The 18,531-nt window shown below is 50.7% G+C and carries 20 protein-coding genes and 1 riboswitch; of the genes, 3 read left to right on the forward strand and 17 right to left on the reverse strand.

Annotated elements, in window-relative coordinates; translation table 11 throughout:
- Positions 1–23: 23 nt before the first annotated feature.
- From ACFVU8_RS24020 to ACFVU8_RS24040, 5 genes are all read right to left on the reverse strand, one after another.
- Positions 24–1,229: a Ger(x)C family spore germination protein gene (locus tag ACFVU8_RS24020; RefSeq protein ID WP_387430648.1), complete on the reverse strand. Its 1,206-nt coding sequence runs from the start codon at positions 1,227–1,229 to the stop codon at positions 24–26.
- On the reverse strand, positions 1,226–2,311 hold the full coding sequence (locus tag ACFVU8_RS24025) for a GerAB/ArcD/ProY family transporter (protein WP_175372199.1): 1,086 nt from the start codon (positions 2,309–2,311) through the stop codon (positions 1,226–1,228). Before ACFVU8_RS24025 ends, ACFVU8_RS24020 begins: the two co-directional genes overlap by 4 nt.
- 39 nt (positions 2,312–2,350) lie before the next feature.
- Positions 2,351–4,123: a spore germination protein gene (locus ACFVU8_RS24030; protein ID WP_387430876.1), complete on the reverse strand. Its 1,773-nt coding sequence runs from the start codon at positions 4,121–4,123 to the stop codon at positions 2,351–2,353.
- 144 nt (positions 4,124–4,267) lie between these two features.
- Positions 4,268–4,903 carry a ThuA domain-containing protein gene (locus tag ACFVU8_RS24035; protein ID WP_387430650.1) on the reverse strand — a complete coding sequence of 212 codons (636 nt, stop codon included), beginning with the start codon at positions 4,901–4,903 and terminating at the stop codon, positions 4,268–4,270.
- 44 nt (positions 4,904–4,947) lie between these two features.
- On the reverse strand, positions 4,948–5,670 hold the full coding sequence (locus ACFVU8_RS24040) for an SDR family NAD(P)-dependent oxidoreductase (protein ID WP_387430652.1): 723 nt from the start codon (positions 5,668–5,670) through the stop codon (positions 4,948–4,950).
- 232 nt (positions 5,671–5,902) lie between these two features.
- Between ACFVU8_RS24040 and ytxJ the strand changes: the two genes are divergently transcribed.
- On the forward strand, positions 5,903–6,229 hold the full coding sequence (gene ytxJ / locus ACFVU8_RS24045; protein ID WP_175372201.1) for a bacillithiol system redox-active protein YtxJ: 327 nt from the start codon (positions 5,903–5,905) through the stop codon (positions 6,227–6,229).
- Positions 6,226–6,468 (forward strand): glutaredoxin family protein, encoded by a 243-nt coding sequence (locus tag ACFVU8_RS24050; protein WP_175372202.1) that lies wholly within the window; start codon positions 6,226–6,228, stop codon positions 6,466–6,468. The genes ytxJ and ACFVU8_RS24050 overlap by 4 nt, the downstream gene beginning before the upstream one ends.
- A 74-nt stretch (positions 6,469–6,542) precedes the next feature.
- On the opposite strand, the gene ACFVU8_RS24055 is transcribed toward ACFVU8_RS24050, so the two are convergent.
- From ACFVU8_RS24055 to ACFVU8_RS24085, 7 genes are all read right to left on the reverse strand, one after another.
- A complete protein-coding gene (locus ACFVU8_RS24055) occupies positions 6,543–8,882 on the reverse strand; it encodes a histidine kinase (protein ID WP_387430654.1) in 2,340 nt (779 codons plus the stop codon).
- Between the two features lie 81 nt (positions 8,883–8,963).
- Complete coding sequence (kdpC, locus tag ACFVU8_RS24060; RefSeq protein WP_387430656.1) at positions 8,964–9,542, reverse strand: potassium-transporting ATPase subunit KdpC; 579 nt, start codon at positions 9,540–9,542, stop codon at positions 8,964–8,966.
- 34 nt (positions 9,543–9,576) lie between these two features.
- Positions 9,577–11,610: a potassium-transporting ATPase subunit KdpB gene (kdpB, locus tag ACFVU8_RS24065; RefSeq protein WP_387430658.1), complete on the reverse strand. Its 2,034-nt coding sequence runs from the start codon at positions 11,608–11,610 to the stop codon at positions 9,577–9,579.
- Positions 11,611–11,670: 60 nt separating this feature from the next.
- The gene (gene kdpA, locus ACFVU8_RS24070; RefSeq protein ID WP_387430660.1) at positions 11,671–13,347 is read right to left on the reverse strand and encodes a potassium-transporting ATPase subunit KdpA; all 1,677 of its coding nucleotides are present in this window, start codon (positions 13,345–13,347) and stop codon (positions 11,671–11,673) included.
- A gap of 58 nt (positions 13,348–13,405) precedes the next feature.
- Positions 13,406–13,483: a K(+)-transporting ATPase subunit F gene (gene kdpF / locus ACFVU8_RS24075; protein WP_387430879.1), complete on the reverse strand. Its 78-nt coding sequence runs from the start codon at positions 13,481–13,483 to the stop codon at positions 13,406–13,408.
- Positions 13,484–13,608: 125 nt separating this feature from the next.
- Positions 13,609–14,028 (reverse strand): hypothetical protein, encoded by a 420-nt coding sequence (locus ACFVU8_RS24080; RefSeq protein ID WP_379468513.1) that lies wholly within the window; start codon positions 14,026–14,028, stop codon positions 13,609–13,611.
- 205 nt (positions 14,029–14,233) lie between these two features.
- Positions 14,234–14,420, reverse strand: a riboswitch (cyclic di-AMP (ydaO/yuaA leader).
- Positions 14,417–14,716 carry a hypothetical protein gene (locus tag ACFVU8_RS24085; RefSeq protein WP_387430662.1) on the reverse strand — a complete coding sequence of 100 codons (300 nt, stop codon included), beginning with the start codon at positions 14,714–14,716 and terminating at the stop codon, positions 14,417–14,419. It overlaps the preceding riboswitch by 4 nt.
- A gap of 273 nt (positions 14,717–14,989) precedes the next feature.
- Here ACFVU8_RS24085 and ACFVU8_RS24090 point away from each other — a divergent pair, with 273 nt between their 5' ends.
- Positions 14,990–15,487, forward strand: a complete 498-nt coding sequence (locus ACFVU8_RS24090; RefSeq protein WP_387430664.1) for a hypothetical protein — start codon at positions 14,990–14,992, stop codon at positions 15,485–15,487.
- Between the two features lie 62 nt (positions 15,488–15,549).
- Here the strand turns inward: ACFVU8_RS24090 and ACFVU8_RS24095 are convergent, their stop codons facing one another.
- Genes ACFVU8_RS24095 through ACFVU8_RS24115 form a run of 5 tightly spaced genes read right to left on the reverse strand, consistent with a single transcriptional unit; the run spans position 15,550 to position 18,510 of the window.
- Positions 15,550–15,759 carry a hypothetical protein gene (locus tag ACFVU8_RS24095; RefSeq protein ID WP_387430666.1) on the reverse strand — a complete coding sequence of 70 codons (210 nt, stop codon included), beginning with the start codon at positions 15,757–15,759 and terminating at the stop codon, positions 15,550–15,552.
- Positions 15,760–15,762: 3 nt separating this feature from the next.
- The gene (locus ACFVU8_RS24100) at positions 15,763–15,942 is read right to left on the reverse strand and encodes a hypothetical protein (RefSeq protein ID WP_387430668.1); all 180 of its coding nucleotides are present in this window, start codon (positions 15,940–15,942) and stop codon (positions 15,763–15,765) included.
- A gap of 19 nt (positions 15,943–15,961) precedes the next feature.
- Positions 15,962–17,056, reverse strand: a complete 1,095-nt coding sequence (locus ACFVU8_RS24105; RefSeq protein ID WP_387430670.1) for a GerAB/ArcD/ProY family transporter — start codon at positions 17,054–17,056, stop codon at positions 15,962–15,964.
- A gap of 3 nt (positions 17,057–17,059) precedes the next feature.
- A complete protein-coding gene (locus ACFVU8_RS24110; protein ID WP_387430672.1) occupies positions 17,060–17,308 on the reverse strand; it encodes a hypothetical protein in 249 nt (82 codons plus the stop codon).
- A 2-nt stretch (positions 17,309–17,310) separates the two neighbouring features.
- Complete coding sequence (locus ACFVU8_RS24115; RefSeq protein WP_387430674.1) at positions 17,311–18,510, reverse strand: Ger(x)C family spore germination protein; 1,200 nt, start codon at positions 18,508–18,510, stop codon at positions 17,311–17,313.
- Positions 18,511–18,531 lie beyond the last annotated feature (21 nt).

An 18,531-nucleotide genomic window follows, 5' to 3' on the forward strand; every position in this document is an offset into this window, starting at 1 on the left:
TATTTTTTTTGAAAAGAGACCTCCTAATCCGATGTTGTGCTTGAGGCCCCATAATCTTCAATATTCAGCTTTACCTCATAAGTAATCGGCACACTACTGAAGACCGTATCCCAGTTCGTCTTCACTTTGTTCCATACGGACGGATGCTGAATCTGCAGACTCTTACCGAATCCGGCAACATCTGCCTGGAGTTCATGCTGCATTTTGCGCACAGTGGTCTTGACCATATCCTGCACCTTCTTCTCCAGTGTCTCTCTCGCCTTCCGTATGGTTCCACCCACCAGCCTCTCTCCGCCGGCAAAGTAAGCCTCGGCAATTCTGCCTTTCGATTCTATGAGGACGTGGAAGGAGATCTTGTCTCCATTTACGCTGGCCTTGATCTTGCTGTCCATCCCTGTAATCTCATACGTGACGAGCTTGTTATTGTCAGAACTGTAGGTTTTGACGGAACCGCCCTCCCCTTTTCCTGTTAGCCAGACCAATCCATCCAGTTCCGCTTCGTCCAGGAAACCGCCGAGCTTTCCGGTAGACCCCTTGATAACCGCTACTCCCGAAAACTTGGTTTCCTTGCCCGATACAACCACATTTTGCAGGGCAAAGGTGGTATGACCGTGCAGCGGACCTACCACCTTCGCCATCGATACAGGCTCCCATATCCTTGTGATCCTCCTCCGGTTATTGAAGGTTCCATTCAGCACAAAAGCAGGGGTCTGACCCGGGAGCGAATCGCGAAAGACCTCTCGCGCCTTGCCTTTACTGATGAACAGCAGCACACTTGGCCGAATATCGTTATCTCTGCTGAAGAATTCAATGAGTTCGGAGAGCTTCGTTGTCCGTGCAAGCTCTTCTCCAATGACAATGGTCTTCAAATGATGGCCGATGGGAAGGCGATTGGATCGCAGAGAGAGCTCACGTACTGCCTCAAAGATAGAATCGCCAGTCTGCGTAGCATTATAGTAGTTTTTGGACTGGGCTCCCTCCTTCTTGGAACCGATAGCACCTTGAGGAATGAGAAATTGATAGGTACAGGAAACTTTATTTCGCTTCGGGTATTCTCCGCCTTTCTGCGCAAGATCCTGCTCAGTCTCCGTTTCTTCCGCGACATCCAGAGCGACTCCCGCTTCCAGGTTAACATCCTCAATCGGCGAGCTACTCCAACAGGAAGAGAGCAGCAGACAAGCAACGATCAGCAGACTCAGACTACTGCCTTGCTTCAACAAATGCTTCATGAGCGTGCCCCCCTAAGACGTGCAATGATTAATAGCGGCAGCGGCAGCACCCCGAACAGAAAGAATGACCAGTTGCCAATCCCTGCACCAAAGGCAAATAGCCCATTCAGACTACGAGGAATTTCTGTCACGATATATATAACGGGAAGCAGGGCAAATAAACAGTGGTTCAGAGGGATCTTCGTCAATTGTGACAACCCGAGTGCTGCTCCATAGAAGGCAATGCAGAAGGTGCAAAAAATCTGCATAATCCAGATGGTCAGCCATAAGGATTCGAAACGCTCGAACACCAGATAGTTCACTTCAAAGCTGCGAATAAGGTCAATGAAAGGCCATGTCCGGGTAACCACACCATCTACAGAAAAGGCTCCGATACAAAGTACAACTGCCACAATGTAAAAAACCATAGCGATTAGTGTAGCAGAAACAACTACCTTCATCGTCTTTTTCGGCTTATCCATAAAAGCAACCAGAAAGAGTAGGGCTTCCCCAGAGGTAAAGGTCAGGGCCGTTGGCTTAATAGACCGCCAAACCGGACTCATGCCCTGCCCCAGTACAGGGCGCAAATTGTTGATATCGAAGACCTGCAGACTGAGCAGACTCACGCCAAAGAACACGGTCCAGGTAATGGGAATCATCAACCGGCACATGCGAGAGATCGCATTGATCCCTCCCCTGCATAGATAAAGGGCGACCCACATGAAGATACCGGCAATAGCCCAACCAGGTGTTCCTTCCAGCAGAATAAAGACAGTCACTTCCTGCACATTACGCATCTCATAGCTGCCAATACACACAAAGTAACCAATGAGCACCACTCCCAGCAGGATTGCCAGCGGACGACCGATAATCTTCCCACTGTATTGATAAATGGTCTGCCCAGGGAAGCGCTGGCTGAGTCTGGCAATGATCAGTCCTGTAATCATGGAGAGTAGCCCTCCAAGGATTACAGAAATCCAGACATCAGGGGTTCCTGCCCGCTCAACAGTGGTCCGAGGAAGGGTAAACACACCTGCTGCAAGTACATAGTTCACCACAATAATGATTAACTCGGTCGTTGTTATCCGGTCCCTCGTTTCCATATTTAAGCCTTTCACCTCCGTTGCTTTGATTAAGCTTGCTTAGCCTTTCCGGATCGGGTCTTTCGGCTTCAATAGCGCAGGGCGGCGCTTAAGCAGATGCAGAGGCAGCCTGATAATAAAATCCTTCCAGTCCCTTAGATGAGAGGGCACCATCAACCCCAAATAAGGTACCCCAAAGCTCTTCAGCCTGATTAAATGACTGCTCAGTAGCAGAAAGAACATGATAACACCGTACATCCCGAACACCGCTGCGAAGAACATCGCCACGAAACGCAGCAGCCGCAGAGTGATACCCGCACTGTACATCGGCATGGCGAAGGAAGAGATGGCTGTAACTGCAACGACGATTACGAGAATAGGGCTGACAATTCCCGCCTCTACCGCAGCCTGACCGATGATCAGACCGCCGACGATCCCCATTGCCGGGCCAATCGGCTTGGGCAGCCGCAGACCCGCCTCCCTTAGGATTTCAATGGATACCTCCATAATCAGCGCCTCAATTAACGAGGGAAAGGGGACGCCCTGACGGGAACTGATGATAGATATCACCAGCTTGGTCGGAATTAGACCGGGATGAAAAGAAAGAAAGGATATATACAAAGCCGGGGCAAACAAAGAGACTAATGCCGCGAAGAACCGCAATGTCCGTAGCAGAGACCCTGCCATCCAGCGGTCAAAATAATCTTCGGGCGATTGCAGCAGCATCCCGAACGTCACCGGCATAATCAAGGCAAATGGGGTCCCATCCAGCAAGATCGCAGCTCTTCCCTCCAGCATGGCAGCCATTACACGGTCAGGTCGTTCGGTATTCTGAATCTGTTGAAAGGGACTAAGAAAGTCATCCTCGATCAGTTGCTCTACAAAACCGGACTCTTGTACATCATCAATATCTATCGTGAGCAGCCTGCGTTTGATCTCCTCCACCAGTGCCTCATTGGCTATATCCCGGATATAGGTGAGAACAAGCTCCTTCTCCACTCTTTTGCCTACGGTAAAAGAAATCATTGCCAGTTCCGTGTTCTGCCCATGCCTTCTCAGCATGGCCGTATTATCACTGAGCGTCTCATTAAAGCCAATACGCGAACCGCGCAGTAGCGCTTCAGATACCGGCTCTTCCCCGCCTCTTGTTCTGCCTTTGGGCGTGCCCAGCACGAACAATTCCTTCATGCCGTCCACCATCAGCACAGCAGAACCGAACAGTACCTTTTTCAGTGATTTTACCGGATCAATAGTGTACTCAATCTCCGAGACATGGATGATTCGCTCAACAATAATCCGTTTCAGTTCCTCCGCTTCTGGTGCCTCGGTCATCCCTTCAAAGGGTAGAACCGCATTCATCAATGGCCTCAGGATGTTGCGGTCCATGCTGTCCTTGTCCGTCAAGCCATCCACGAACAGCAGCACGGCCTTGATCTGTAGAGCTCCGATACGTAGCTCTCTGATATTCACATCCGCCATATCGCTGCTGATCTCCTTGAATAACCGAAGGTCCTTGTCAACATTGCCTGTATAGGATTGTTCTGGATTCTCTTGTTCATCATTATTTCCAGATCCACCACTGTCATCTTTTCCTGCAATGAATGTAGTTTTGTTCGACTTCGTACCTTCTGCACCTTTTGTGCCTTTTAAAGAAGTTGCTCCACCATCCTTGTTTAAGGCGGCTTTAGCTTTCTGGCCCCGTTTGCTGACTTTCCCCTCAAATGTTCTGATCCAATCCACTGTCAGTGTGATAACTATGGGGACAATCAGAAGAATAAGTCCCTGGAACATGACGCTCCAGCCGGGGAACCACCCCGTGATCACGCTCCACATCATTACCGCCTCCTGCTTAAGAGCTGTAGCCATATTTTCACCAAAGCAGGATTATTCATGCACACATACAAAAAGAGTCCAGTCTGCGGGGATTCCACAGCTGGACTCTTTCCAGGGTCATACTATCTTATAACCGTATGATGACTATAGCCGGGCCGCAGCCCATAATCCGCTCCGCAGAATCAATTGGCGGAACGGCTCTACCGAGAAGGATGGCAGATGATGTCCAGGCATGAGATAGACCACGCGCCCTTGACCGAATCCATGACACCAAGCCGCTTCTCTCGTAGCTCCTTCATGGAGATACTGCGCCAGCACCGTTGTCTTGAAATGCGGCTGCATTTCAAAATAATACGGCTCATCGTCAATAGCGAATGCCTCGATGCCCTGCACAATCGGATGCTCCGGCTGCGGGAATTCGATTTGGAGCGTCGTATATTCTGGATGGTGGGTGAAATATCCGCCCAGCACCGTGCCAAGCTCCTGCGTACGCTGCATGGAGATTCCGTTATGTACAACAAGGAGTCCGCCTCCTCCGGCGACAAAAGAAATCAGAGCCGCGGTTTGCTGTGGAGAAAGCGGCTGATCTGAAAATTCGGTATAAGAAATGATGAGTTCATAGCCAGCCAGCGTCTCGGGATTCAGAGAATCTAGGTCCTCGGTGCAATGCACCTCCACCTCACCTCTGAAGATATCTTCAAATTCACGATCTACATCCTTGAACGGGTGATACTTTACATTGGAGTAGCTGCCCAGGGCTAGTGCTTTTATTGTAGTCATTTGTACACATCCTTAAGTTAGAATATTTACCTCTTCACTACAGCCTACCAAGGCCAAGGTTGGCCATCCAGATCCAGATACGCAGGCTCTTCGCTCAAATACTGCTTATGATTCTGTACCAGCGCCATAATTTTGTAGGCCGATTCTTCTGGCGTTGTAGTCGCATTCTCATCGATCTTCCCACCCATGTAGGTCTGGAGCCAGCCTGGATGGAAGATCATCACCTGTCCGCCCAGCTCCTTCAGATGATTGTGCAGCAGGGAGGACTGCATATTGAGCGCCGACTTGGACATACAGTAACCATACATGTTAGTGCGCTTGTTGCGGCCAACACTGCCAGCCTCCGACGAGATGTTGACAATTAACTTCTGCTCGCTCTGAAGCAGCAGTCCCATCAGTGCATTACTGACTCTTAGCGATCCAAGTGTATTGACATTATAAATACGCTGCATCGCTTCAATGTCCATATCCACCAGTATCGAAGCATAATCGGAGGATTGAATAATCCCTGCATTATTAATGATGATATCGACATGCCTTGTTCTGCTGGCAATCATTCTTGCAGCTCTCTTGACGCTGTCACTGTCCCCAATATCAAGCGGAACCAGATCCAATTGATTCGGGTATTGATCCTTAAGCGCTTTCAGAAAATCAGAATCTTCCAAGTATTGACCGGCAAATACCTGATACTGATTCTCCAGCAGCCAGCGGGTAAGAAACAGCCCAAGTCCCCGGTCCGCACCGGTAATACAAGCAACCTTATTCATTGCTTTGGTCACTCCCGTCGAATGGTAATTATTTCATTAACCCCCTCACCTTAGCATGCGAAAATAGATTTTTCAATACCTGCCGGACCAACCGCCGGAGCGGCCATTATAAACACGGATAATAATTTTTTTGCTTTAATTTTTAACTATGTTACAATCATGATTACAGGTTGCCAATCGCCCTGATTATGCCTTAAATTTAAATAAAAAAACGTACAGGAAGGTGATCCATTTGTCTATTCAACAACTGCATACACTGGATGATCTACAACAATATGTTGGGCAGCCAGGCAAGAAGCTGCTCTTCAAACACAGCACAACCTGCCCGATCAGCGCCAAAGCGCATGAAGAGTTCCAAGCCTTCCTTAAAGACTCGGACACTACAGCAGCCATCGTTCATGTCATTGAAGATCGCCCGGTCTCCAATCAAATTGCTGAAGATTTCGGCATTAAACATGAATCGCCACAGCTCTTCCTTCTGGAAGACAGCGAGGTCCGCTGGAATACCTCCCATTGGAAGATCACTAAAGACGCTATCAAAGAGGCTGTAAACCAATGAGCGAACAAGTGATTGTCTATTCCACATCGGGCTGCAGCGACTGCAACCTGGTCAAGCAATTCCTTACTGAACAAGGCGTTCCCTTTGAAGTAAGAGACATCATGACCAGCGCTACTTATCAAGAAGAAGTTGAGAAATTGGGCTTCATGGGCATTCCAGTGACCGTATCCGGTACACACGCAGTCAAAGGGTTCAACCACGAGGAACTTAAATCGCTGATTGAATCAGCTGCTAAATAATTTAATACATTAAGCATTATGTACTTTATACAAAAGGGGATCTCTCAAGCCATCAGGCTGCAGAGATCCCCTTTTTATTTTACCGGAGGCGAAGTTTCGGGCCTGTAATCGGCCGCAACCAGAACATCGACATGCCGGGCGGAACGCAGGATTTGCTTGGTCACATCACCCCGCATCCATTTGCGAAACCATGAACGGCTCGATTGCCCGATAATGATCTGCGTGCTTTGAAGAGCCTGCGACCTCTCTAGCAGCAGAGCCGCCACGCGGCCACGCGCCGTACCCGGTATTATTTTGAAAATACCCCCGAGACTTTCCGTCAATTCCTTGAGTTTACGGATGCGCTCCTCCTGAACCTCACTCCCCTGCTTGAATTCCTGAACATACGTAACGTACCAGCAAGCCTTAAGCCTATAAGCAATTCGGAAGCCACGGCGGATGAGCCGCTCGGCCTGATGTCCCAGGGTAACACAAACATAAATAGCTTCCTTGCGCCGCCAAGGCCCCCGCAGCGATCCGTCACGCTCCCAAGCCTCCAGACGTTCATCAACATCGTCGGCAATCTCCCGCAGGGCCAGCTCACGAAGGGCGATCAGGTTGCCGATTTTGAAGAAATTCCCCAGCGCCTGATCCACCTTGGCCATATCATAAATCTTGCCCTCCTTCATCCGCTCTTGCAGCGCTCCGGGCGTCACATCAATCAGCTCTACTTCACTGGCCTGTTGAAGAATGCTATCGGGCACTGTCTCCCTTACCCGGACACCCGTGATTTGCTCAATAGAATCATTCAGGCTCTCCAGATGCTGTACATTTACGGTCGAAATGACCGAAATCCCTGCATTCAGCAATTCCAGAACATCCATATAACGCTTTCTATGCTTGCTGCCCGGCACATTGGTATGCGCCAGTTCATCAACCAGCACCACCTCAGGGTTACGCCGGATGATCGCCTCCGTGTCCATTTCCTCCAGCACCGTTCCCCGGTAATCCATCTGCAGACGGGGGACAGTATCCAGATCGGCGACTTGTGCCAGCGTTTCCTTACGGCCATGGGTTTCCAGCAGCCCGATAACAACATCGATTCCTCTCTTTAAAAGGTCATTTCCCTCGCGCAGCATTTTGTAGGTCTTCCCTACACCCGGGGCCGCGCCAATGTACACCTTGAAGGTACCGCGCCGAAAATCCTCGATTTTCTCCATCACTTCCTGATTGCTCAATCTGTGGTAGGCATGCGCCTCCTGTTCTCCGCTGCGGATCTGCCGGGTCGGAAGCACCCGCTGCCCCTCCACTTCCGCACGATCTGCCACAAAGAACACATCCACATTGCGGATCTGCTTCAACAGCGTGCTCGCGATCGAGCCTTCCCAAAAATCCTGCCACGCTGTTTGTTTGGAGTGGCCCATGACGATTCGGGTAACCTTGTTCTTTGTCGCATACTGCACTAGAAGAAGAGGAATCTCTCTCCTCGAGCGGAAGGGAATCTCCTTGATGGAAGCACCAATTTTATCGGTCAGCTTCCATAACGAACGCTTAAAGGTGGCTGCGTTGGAGGGCATAGCAAGCCCCTCCTTCCAGAACGACACCACTTCCAGTTCTGCATTCAGACGCTTGGCAATCTGCTGCCCGCGGCGGATATGAATCGAGCCATTCCAGTAGTACTGTGCGGAAACCAATACTTTCTCAGCGATGCCGGCTCCGCCCTGAAGGCCCTGCTCCTCCCTATGCTTCTCCAAGGAGTGATTCACATCCTCAGCTACAAGACGGAGGGCCAGCTCCCGCAGCTTGCCCAGATTGCCCTTATTAAACAGATGAGTGCTGGCTTCTCCGCCCAGATGGCCCTCGGACAAGCGCTGGAGAATCTTCTCTGGGGTCACATCCACAAGTACCAGCTCATTGGCCAGAGCAAGTACATTCACCGGAACAAAATGTTCCACCTTCATCCCCGTCCATTGCCGGACCAGCTCTGCAGCTCCCTCCACTTCATAGACATTCACTGTAGTGATGACACTGATGCCATGGCTCAGCAGGAACTGGATATCCTCCAGCCGCCCTGCCCGCTCGGCTCCCTCCCGATTCCGGTGTGCCGCGCCGTCCGTGAGCACAACCTCCGGGTTACGCTGCAAGATGGCTTCTACATCCAAATCTTTCTTTTCTATCCCCTTCTTGTGCCAATGGATGCTGGGAATCCGCTCCAGATCGCGGAGCTGATCCAACGTCTCCGGGCTTTGATGGGTGGAGACCGCGCAGGTCACCACATCAATCCCCTGCGCTTTAAGCATCTGCCCTTCGCGCAGCATCTGATACGTCTTGCCCGACCCGCTTGCCGGGCCGATATAAATCTTCAGACGGCCGCGATGCAGCTCATATAAGGACAACAGCAGCTCCTCCGGTGTTTTTCTCCGGAATGTTCCCATGCAGATCCTCTCCCTTGCATAGCACAGGCATCCCTACCCAATTACAGACCTCGGGCAGGGATGCTGACTTCTGACTTCACTCTATGGCTTCATCACTTTCTGCACATCCAAATTCAGCTCAAGCACATTCACACGTTCTTCGCCGAACAATCCCAAATCACGCCCTTGTGTATGCGCCGCTACGAGCTGCTCCAGCTCCGCCGCCGGAATTCCCGTCAGCTTGCTAATTCGCGGAATCTGCACAGCCGCCGCAGCCGGGGAGATGTGGGGATCAAGCCCTGATCCCGAGTTGGTGACCAAATCCACGGGCAGCTTGTTCAGGGCGATATCGGGGTTGTCTTTCTGCCACTGTGCGATGAAATCCTTCGTACGCTTTAGCATATCCGGATTGGAGGGCCCGTAGTTGTTCGAGCCGGAAGCCTCCGCTTTATACTCGATGCTCGACACCCGGCTGTGGAACAGACGCGGGTCTGTAAAGTTCTGACCGATCAGCTCCGAGCCAACAACAGCTCCAGCTTCATTTTTAATCAGACTGCCGTTAGCTTGAGAAGGCATGAGCACCTGGGCAATAGCTGTCGTAGCCAGCGGATAAACTACCCCGCATAGAACAATGAATACCAGAGCAAGCCGTACAATGATAAAGAAATTAGAGTTTTTCATGACATCCTCACCCTTTTCCTGATTTAATCAGCCGTCAGATCCATATACTTACAACCATATCAATCAGCTTAATACCTACGAACGGTACAACCACGCCACCGAAGCCGTAGATAAACAGGTTGCGGCCGAGTAGTCGGGACGAGCTCATTGGTTTGTACGACACCCCCCGCATAGCAAGAGGAATCAACAGCGGAATGATGATCGCATTGAAGATCAGTGCAGAGATAATGGCCGAGCTTGGCGAGCCAAGTCCCATAACATTAAGGACCTCCATCTCCGGGATTGCCAGGGTAAACATGGCCGGAATAATGGCAAAATACTTGGCGATATCGTTCGCGATACTGAACGTCGTCAACGCCCCGCGTGTCATCAGCAATTGCTTCCCAATCGCGACCACCTCAATGATTTTGGAAGGATCGGAGTCCAGATCAACCATATTGGCCGCTTCCTTGGCTGCTGTGGTACCGCTGTTCATCGCCAGCCCGACGTCTGCCTGAGCCAGTGCGGGCGCATCATTTGTTCCATCACCAGTCATAGCCACCAATTTTCCTTGTGCCTGTTCACGGCGAATCACCTCAATCTTGTCCTCCGGTGTGCTCTCGGCAATAAAATCATCCACGCCGGCTTCACGGGCAATGGTGGCAGCGGTCAGCGGATTATCGCCAGTACACATAATTGTCTTAATCCCCATCTGCCGTAGCTCTTCGAACCGTTCCTTCATGCCGGGCTTAACAGTGTCCTTCAGGTAGATGAGTCCATAGATGCGGTTGTCTACGGCAACCGCAAGGGGAGTACCCCCCAGCCGGGCTATGTCATCGGAGCGGCTGTCCAGATCACCCGGAATCTGCCCACCCTTCGACAATACCCATTTTTTCACGGAATCAACGGCTCCCTTGCGCACACTGCGTCCGTCACGAAGGTCGATACCACTCATCCGGGTCTCTGCCTTGAATTCCACAAATTCACCGCCGTCCCCGTGGCTGCTGTCATAGCTGCGTTCCAGCTTCTTGGCGAGTTCAATCACGGACCGCCCCTCAGGTGTCTCATCCTTCAGGGAACTGATCGCAGCCCACGCCGTTAGATCCGATTCGGTCTCTTGACCCACAGGCACAAATTCACTTGCCATCCGGTTCCCGAAGGTAATAGTTCCGGTTTTATCCAGAATCATCGTATTGATATCCCCGGCAGCCTCAACTGCTTTCCCTGACATAGCCAGCACGTTGAACTGGGTGACCCGGTCCATACCCGCAATACCGATCGCCGAGAGCAGCCCGCCGATGGTTGTCGGGATCAGACAGACCAGCAGGGCAATCATGACCGGAATATCGAGCGCAATGCCCAAGTAGCCGGCAATCGGCCGCAAGGTAACAACAACGATTAGAAAGATAATCGTCAGACTGATTAAGAGAGTGTTCAGCGCAATCTCGTTCGGCGTTTTCTGACGTTTGGCCCCTTCTACAAGGGAGATCATACGGTCCAGGAATGATTCGCCGGGATCACTCGTAATCCGTACCTTGATCTCATCACTGACAACCCGGGTGCCCCCGGTAACGGAGCCAAAATCGCCGCCTGCTTCCTTGATAACCGGTGCCGACTCGCCGGTAATGGCCGATTCATCCACTGAAGCCAATCCCTCAATCACCTCACCGTCACCCGGGATCAGTTCCCCTTGGCTGACGACCACGATATCACCTTTACGCAGCTCAGAGGAAGAAACGGTCTTTATTGCCGTTCCGACCAGTTTATTAGCTGTAATATCCTGTTTGGTCTTCTTCAGCGAATCGGCCTGGGCCTTCCCGCGACCCTCGGCAAGCGCTTCGGCGAAATTAGCGAACAGAACGGTAAAGAGCAAAATGCAGAATACCGTAATGTTAAAACCTATCGACTGCTCGGCATGAAAGTATCCGGGTGCCAGCACCATAAGCAGAACGATGATGGTACCAATCTCGACTACGAACATTACCGGATTTTTCAGCAGAGTCACCGGATTCAGCTTCACAAAACTATCTTTCACAGCGCTGAGGAGTATCGGTCCGGTCAGCAGCTTTTTTCTTTTCGCAGTACTCATCTTGTTCGCCCTCTCTTTCTAAGCTTTGCTTAAGCAAAGCTTGCCATGAACAGCCACTGCTTACCGCAAGGTCAAGTACTCGGCAACCGGCCCCAGCACAATGACTGGCAAAAAGGTCAGCGCACCGATGATTAGAACAGTACCGATCAGAATACCAGTGAACAAGCCGTTGTCTGTACGGAAGGTTCCAGTAGTCTCCGGCACAGTGTTCTTGCGGAGCAAGGACCCGGCAACCGCCAGCATAGCGATAACGGAGACGTATCGGCCCAGCAGCATGACGATCCCGGTCGTTATATTCCAGAAGGAGGTATTATCCGCCAGTCCCTCAAAGCCGGAGCCGTTATTGGCGGCCGAGGAGACATATTCATATAACACTTGAGTCATCCCGTGAAAGCCCGGATTGGTAATTGAACCTTTGCCGAGCTCTGTCAGGAAGGCCCCCGCGGTCGGTACCAGGATAATGAGCGGGTGAATCAGGATCGCAATGGCGATCAGCTTCATCTCCCTGGCTTCGATCTTCCTTCCAAGGAATTCCGGGGTTCTGCCGACCATGAGTCCGCACAGGAAAACACCCATAATCGCATACATCAGCATATTAATCAGCCCTACACCCTTACCGCCAAACACATTGTTCAGCATCATAAGCGCCAGCGGCGTAATCTCACCCAGTGGTGTCAGCGTGTCATGCATATTGTTAACACTGCCTGTGGTCGCCGCGGTTGTTACCGTTGTGAACAGGGAGGACTGTGGAATCCCGAAGCGAACTTCTTTGCCTTCCATGCTGCCCTGTGAGGATTCGATGCCCAAGGCATTGATCGCCGGATTCCCACGGGTTTCCGCATAATAGTTCAGCCCCAGCAGCAGCACGAAGAGCGTCATCATCGCGGTGAAAATCACCCAGCCCTGGCGTTTGTTCTTGGCAAACATGCCGTACGTGTACGGAAGCGCTGCGGGCAGCATCCACATCGAAAGAATCTCCAGCACATTCGTAAGCGGACTTGGATTCTCGAACGGATGCGCCGAGTTGGCCCCGAAGAACCCGCCACCGTTTGTTCCGAGATGTTTGATCGATTCCAGTGAAGCCACAGGCCCTATCGCAATGTGTTGCGTCTGGCCCTCAAGTGTTGTGACGTCAAGCGTAGGCTTCAGTGTCTGCGGCACATGCAGGCCCACCAGAATCAGCGTTACCAATAATGCCAGCGGCAGAAAAATCCGCACATGTGCTTTTACAAAGTCTTCAAAAAAGTTCCCCAACGATTCCCGCCCGGTGATTCCTCTGACAAACGCTATCGCCACGGAGAAGCCGCTGGCAGCAGAGGTGAACATCATCATCGTAATCACAGCCATTTGCGAGAAATAGGACAAACCAGTCTCTCCGCTGTAATGCTGAAGATTCGTATTTGTCATAAAACTGATTACCGTGTTGAACGTGAGCGTCTGCTCCATATCAGAAATCCCATTTGGATTAAGCGGCAGTCCCCGCTGCACTCGCAGAATGATATAACTAAAGGCTACCAGCACGATATTCGTTAAAATGAAGCTTAGCGCGTATTTCTTCCAGGACATCCCTTCACGCTGCTTCAGCCCTATCAGGCGGTAGATGCCATTCTCTGTACGACCAAACCATCGGTCTGTGCGATTCGGCTCACCCGAAAATACATGATACACATAGGTGCCCACTGGCTTCACCAGAAGCAGCAGGATTAAGATAACTACGACCATTTGCAGAGTGCCCATGAATGTCCCTCCTTAGCAAGACTTCTATTTCTGTTCCCATTCCTCGCGTTAGATGTAGCTAAAATTTCTCCGGGTGAATCAGCGCATAGACCAGATAGATGAACAGCAGCACAGTCACAGCAATAATCACAATCACCGCTCATGCCCCCCTGCATCCCGGACTACACCCGAACACCATTGTACAAATCCATAGAATAAGCCGTACGTAACGGCCAGCGCAGCAATCATATACAGGTCCAGCATTGTTTCCAGCCCCTTTGTTTATCCCTGATCACGGGATGATTTATCCGCCAAAAAAACGGCATCCCCGCTATGGGAATAGATGACATAACTTGCACCCAGTCTTTTATAGACCAATCTGGGATTCAAGGAGGATGTGATGACAAAGATGGGCTGTGTGGTCCAGGCCCGGCACATCTGGATGTAACGGCAGCACAGCGTAAAGCTGCTCTCGAACAGATAGACACGGCTTACTGGAAAAGATGGACGAAACCACGTTTTCTGGTGACGGGTATCTACAAGAATAGTGTTCTCAACTCCCAGTTCCTCTAAACGCTCCTTCTCCTCCTGATTGTTCGTCAACCCTGCTACCGGGATGCCTCTAAATTTTAAAATCTTGATAAAATGCTCTCCGGCTTTTGTCGGTGCGCATACCAGCACATATTCTATCTGATCCGCCATATCTCTTATCTCCTCCTGCTCTAGTACAACAACAAGGAGGCAACGAAAATCTCCGAAAGGATCATGACCTATCGTCATTTTCGGGCACAGCCATCTGTGGCTGTGTCACGTCACCAGACGCTGCCTTACAAGCGTTTTGCTTATAAAAGCACAGCAAAAAACCACAAAGGATTACCTCTGTGGCTCGCTAACGGTCACATTGCACTCATCCTCTCTACATACGCTTACGAGGTTAGCTGTCGGATTCGGGCGGTGAGAGTCGCCCTACCCGTACAGATGCACATTTGACGCATCCATACAGGATTCACCCCATAACCGGCTCCGACTCTCACATCGGCTGCCGATTGTTGGTTCCCCCGCTTTCCTTGACGGAAATTAAGCGGATCAACTATTCGGTTGTGGTTGAAACAGATGTAATCATACTCTCGCGCAGGAATTCTTGTAAAACGTCAAGGATGCCAAAATAATGCATAAAGAAAACCCTTTTCATATCAGGTAGCGCTTTCTTGATGTTCAATCTCTCTATTTCTCCTATTTTCACGTTTTTGTCACGATTATCGAAAATTTTAGGCAGAACAGAATTCTTTTTCTCCAAAGGATGGAATTTCAAGGTTTTCGCCCGTTTTCCGTGTAAATATGAAAAGCGGTGCTTGAGGAAGATAGAGGCCTCATAACGGGCAATAAACATGCTTTTAGTCCCCTTTCTCTCCCTTGGTTGCTGAAATTCCGCGGATAGACGTTACTATGAAAGATTTTCTCTTTTTACAAAAGAAAGCGGTGCGGCGTATGATTCGGATTACGATCACATCATTAGCTAAAAGGAAATGAACAACTATTATTTTGGTACACATCCAGAACTTCTGGATCCGAAGAGCCTGACGCGGGTGTACTTTGGCGTATCGTGTTGTGATGACGGCGGCTATAGTTATTAAATGGGCTACTGCTTCGGGGAGGATTCAAAGTGGACATAGAACAACATCATAAGCTGACACGAATAGAAATCTTTGCTGTCCCTGCTTCCGCGGCTATCCATGGCTCCACAGCCGATTGTGAAAAACCATTGTACATCATCCTGAAGTTATCCTGTCAGAGAGACTGCGGCTGGGGGTTGTGCAGCATCCTAGCCGAGGGAAAAGGGGTCGACCTGGTAAGATGGGGTAACTTTCTGCGGTGTATCCGGCAATGTAGCCTGAGTGAAGCTGTCGGGGTTACGCAGGTTACCAGCCAGAGCTGGCAACCGAGCCAGTTTGCAATGGTACAGACCGCCTTGCAGGATTTGCAGGCAACTCTGTACCCGCCTGTCCTTGCCGGAATGTTCAGGCAGGAGAATCGAAAGCCTAAGCTGCTCCATCTATCCGTGGAACAACTTCCTGGAGCTACCTCATCGCCGCCAGCATGGATCAGCCTGGACACAGACTGGCTGGTGGAACACTCCGTCGCCTATTATTCCATTCTGTAATGTCAACATTCTTCCACTTCGAAAGGAAGGTGCGCACGATGTCCGCCCCTTTACCCGCAAAATCAGCCCGCTCCTCCCTGCCCCCCTTCCGCGGGCTGGTGGAGCAGTACGCAGACAGCGTCTACACTCTGTGTATCCTGCTGCTGAAGGACCCGCAGCTCGCTGAGCAGGCTGCGGTCCACACCTTCACAGCGCTGGGCAGGTCCTCCCGGCTTACGCCTGGTTCTTCCCTGCCCGGCTCCATCCAGGTCTACCGGACCTGCCTGTCGCAATGCTCACGTACGCCCGCCGCACGCCTGGCGGGCGAGCCTGGACAGCCGGCGGGCGATCGGCTCGTCCTCTCCGCACTGCGCTACGGCTTGGGCCTTCCCTTGGCAGATATCAGTACCACTTCTGCCTCTCCCCGTCCCGGAGCTGAAGATACAGCTAAGAGCCCTGCGCGAAGACATGCGCACGGCCCACGATTCTTCCTCACTACTTGCTTAACATCGTCTGGCTCCTGAACTTGTACACCACATATAGCATCAGCGGAAGGACAAACGCACAGGTGAAATCCCAGAAGATATAATAATCAACAATATAATCGAAATAAACAGTATTGGTTGTGATGGCGAACGCCAGCCCGAAGACAAGCATGCCCCCAGGAATAGACAACGGACGATAATCACGTAGCTTGAAGAGTTGCGCGGTCCCGAGCAGGAAGGCATAGAAGTCCAGGATTGTTTTGAAAAATGTAGATAAAATCCAATTGATAGCCAGTATGGCCTCCACCCGCTGCAGAAAGTTCCCCACGTTGATTTTTTGTGCGGCGGCATAGGTAGCGTAGAGATAGCTGGAGGCCAGATTCGGTCCAATCACAAGCAGGGTAAGCAGAATAATAGAGCAGATAGCCATTCCTCCAAGGAAAACGCCGATTAAATAATCCCTTTCCGTAGTCTTGCTGGTAACTACATAAGGCAGAAACATCAGCACAGTATTCAGCTCACAGAACGTGAAGGTGCTGCTGTATAATGAACCATGTGTAATCGCCCGAAGTCCCTCACCCATTACAGGCTGGAGTCTGGACAATTCGGCTTGGGGCAGCAACAGAACGAATAGGGCCAGAAACAGAAAGATATACAGTGGAAAAAAAGTCTCTCCCGACCGGGCAATAGCTTCCAGTCCACTCTTGGTCCCCCACACCAACGTAACGATCATCATGAAGTGAATCGCGTTAATCGGCGTCTCCGTAAAAATCTGCGTAGTGAGAAAATCGCCGGCTTCCCGGAGTAGCATGGCTGTGGTGACCAAATAATAGTACAGATAAAATAAAGAAATCAGCCCTCCGATCCATCTTCCCAAGAGGCGCCGGTTATATTGAATAATCGTCAGTTTGGGAAACAGGCGGCTGAACCGGTATAGAAACCAGGCAATCGGCCATCCGATTAACAGGCCCATCCCTCCGGAAATCCATCCATCTTGCTTAGCTGCCGATATTGTAAGCGAAGGCAGGATCAACAGCATATCACCAATAATAAAGTAGATGACCAGCACAGCAAGTTGTCTGGATCTGATTCTCCCGTTTTCCATGCCTCAATCATCCTTTACCTGTAGAATGTGCTGCATCCATTGATACAGTGGTTTGTAGATCAGCTCAGGAACCCTCATTGGACTGGGTGTCTGGATTCCTTGTAAAGCCACAATACTGACGATTGCCCCGGCAACCAGCATAACTGTGAAAATTAGCGTTTCTCGCGCCCAGCCTTTCCTGATCAATGGAGGGAGCTCGAAGGCAGCGATGGCGAGGGACCAACAACTGACTACAATGATCGTAAGTGTCATGTCTATTTCTCCTTCATCCGACGCTCAATCGAATTGCTGATCATGCCTGTGTTACGAATATGAGCATCCACCTTATACACCACTTTCAGATGGGGAAATTCATCATTCCATCGCGGTTCCATCTTCTTCCACAGCCTGGGGTATGCGTTATTAATCACCTGTCCAAACCCGAAAACATCGACTTTATAACGGCGCTGGACCACCTCAACCGATTTCCTCATCAAATCTTCCAGTTCCTGTTCTCCAGCAGCTTGTAGCTGTTCCAGCACCATTGGATCATTAATGTTCAGACCGCACTCCAATTCCCCGATGTTGCCCTCCATTTTGGCGCTGATCTCAATGATAGGTCTACCCGCCTCCAGGCGACTTTTCATTTCCGTGTTTGAGCGGATAATTTCCAGACTAATATACTTGCCATCCGGACATTTCAAATGCCCTGCCGTGCTGCTAACCGTGTTTCTGATATAGTTATAGCCTTTACCTTCGTCCTTGGTCATCCATCCAATCAGCTTGTCATTACGAAAGACTGCCATGCCTGAATACCCCAGTTTTACCGGATGATCGATAAGTCTCATATCCTCAGATTTAGTATCCGAACTATCATTCTCCAAAATGGAGATCCCCGGCAGCACAGGACTCATTCCCGTAGTCATGAGCTGGTCCATCAACGTGTCAACGGTCACTGCAGCCACTGGTGCCCAGACCTTGGTTGAAGTATCCAGCGAATAGAATAACGCCTCTGCAGGGATTTTCTCCAGCGGTGTCAGGACTTTCAGAATATCCTCTGCTGAAGCATCCCTAGCGATCAATACGTAATAATCCGGTCTTGTCTCCGGATTCCGCACCAGAATATCTATCACTTTGGCAATGCCGTCCCGAGCCACCTCTTCACTTAGAACCAGTGTACGGATGTGGGCAGTATAGATCTTTCGGGGGCTTGTCTCTGTCAGCTTGCGGAAAGCTTCAAAGAGGGTCGGTGCCACCGTCTTATAAACCGCCACCGGAATATCTTGCTTGCCCGTCCGGCTATTCACCTGATCCGGTATAACCACCTGTACGGTCAAATGGTACTGATCCCCGGATTTATCGATTGCGATGCCCGACACAATGCCCAGCTCATTCAATTCCCGGCGGCTCCAGCACCCTGTCAACAGCACAAGGATCACTACTGCCGCTAAAATCCCCCCTGTAATACGTTTCATGGATGCACCTCAACGATAGCT

This window comes from Paenibacillus sp. NPDC058177 (assembly GCF_042883835.1).
GTDB lineage: Bacteria > Bacillota > Bacilli > Paenibacillales > Paenibacillaceae > Paenibacillus_AQ > Paenibacillus_AQ agri.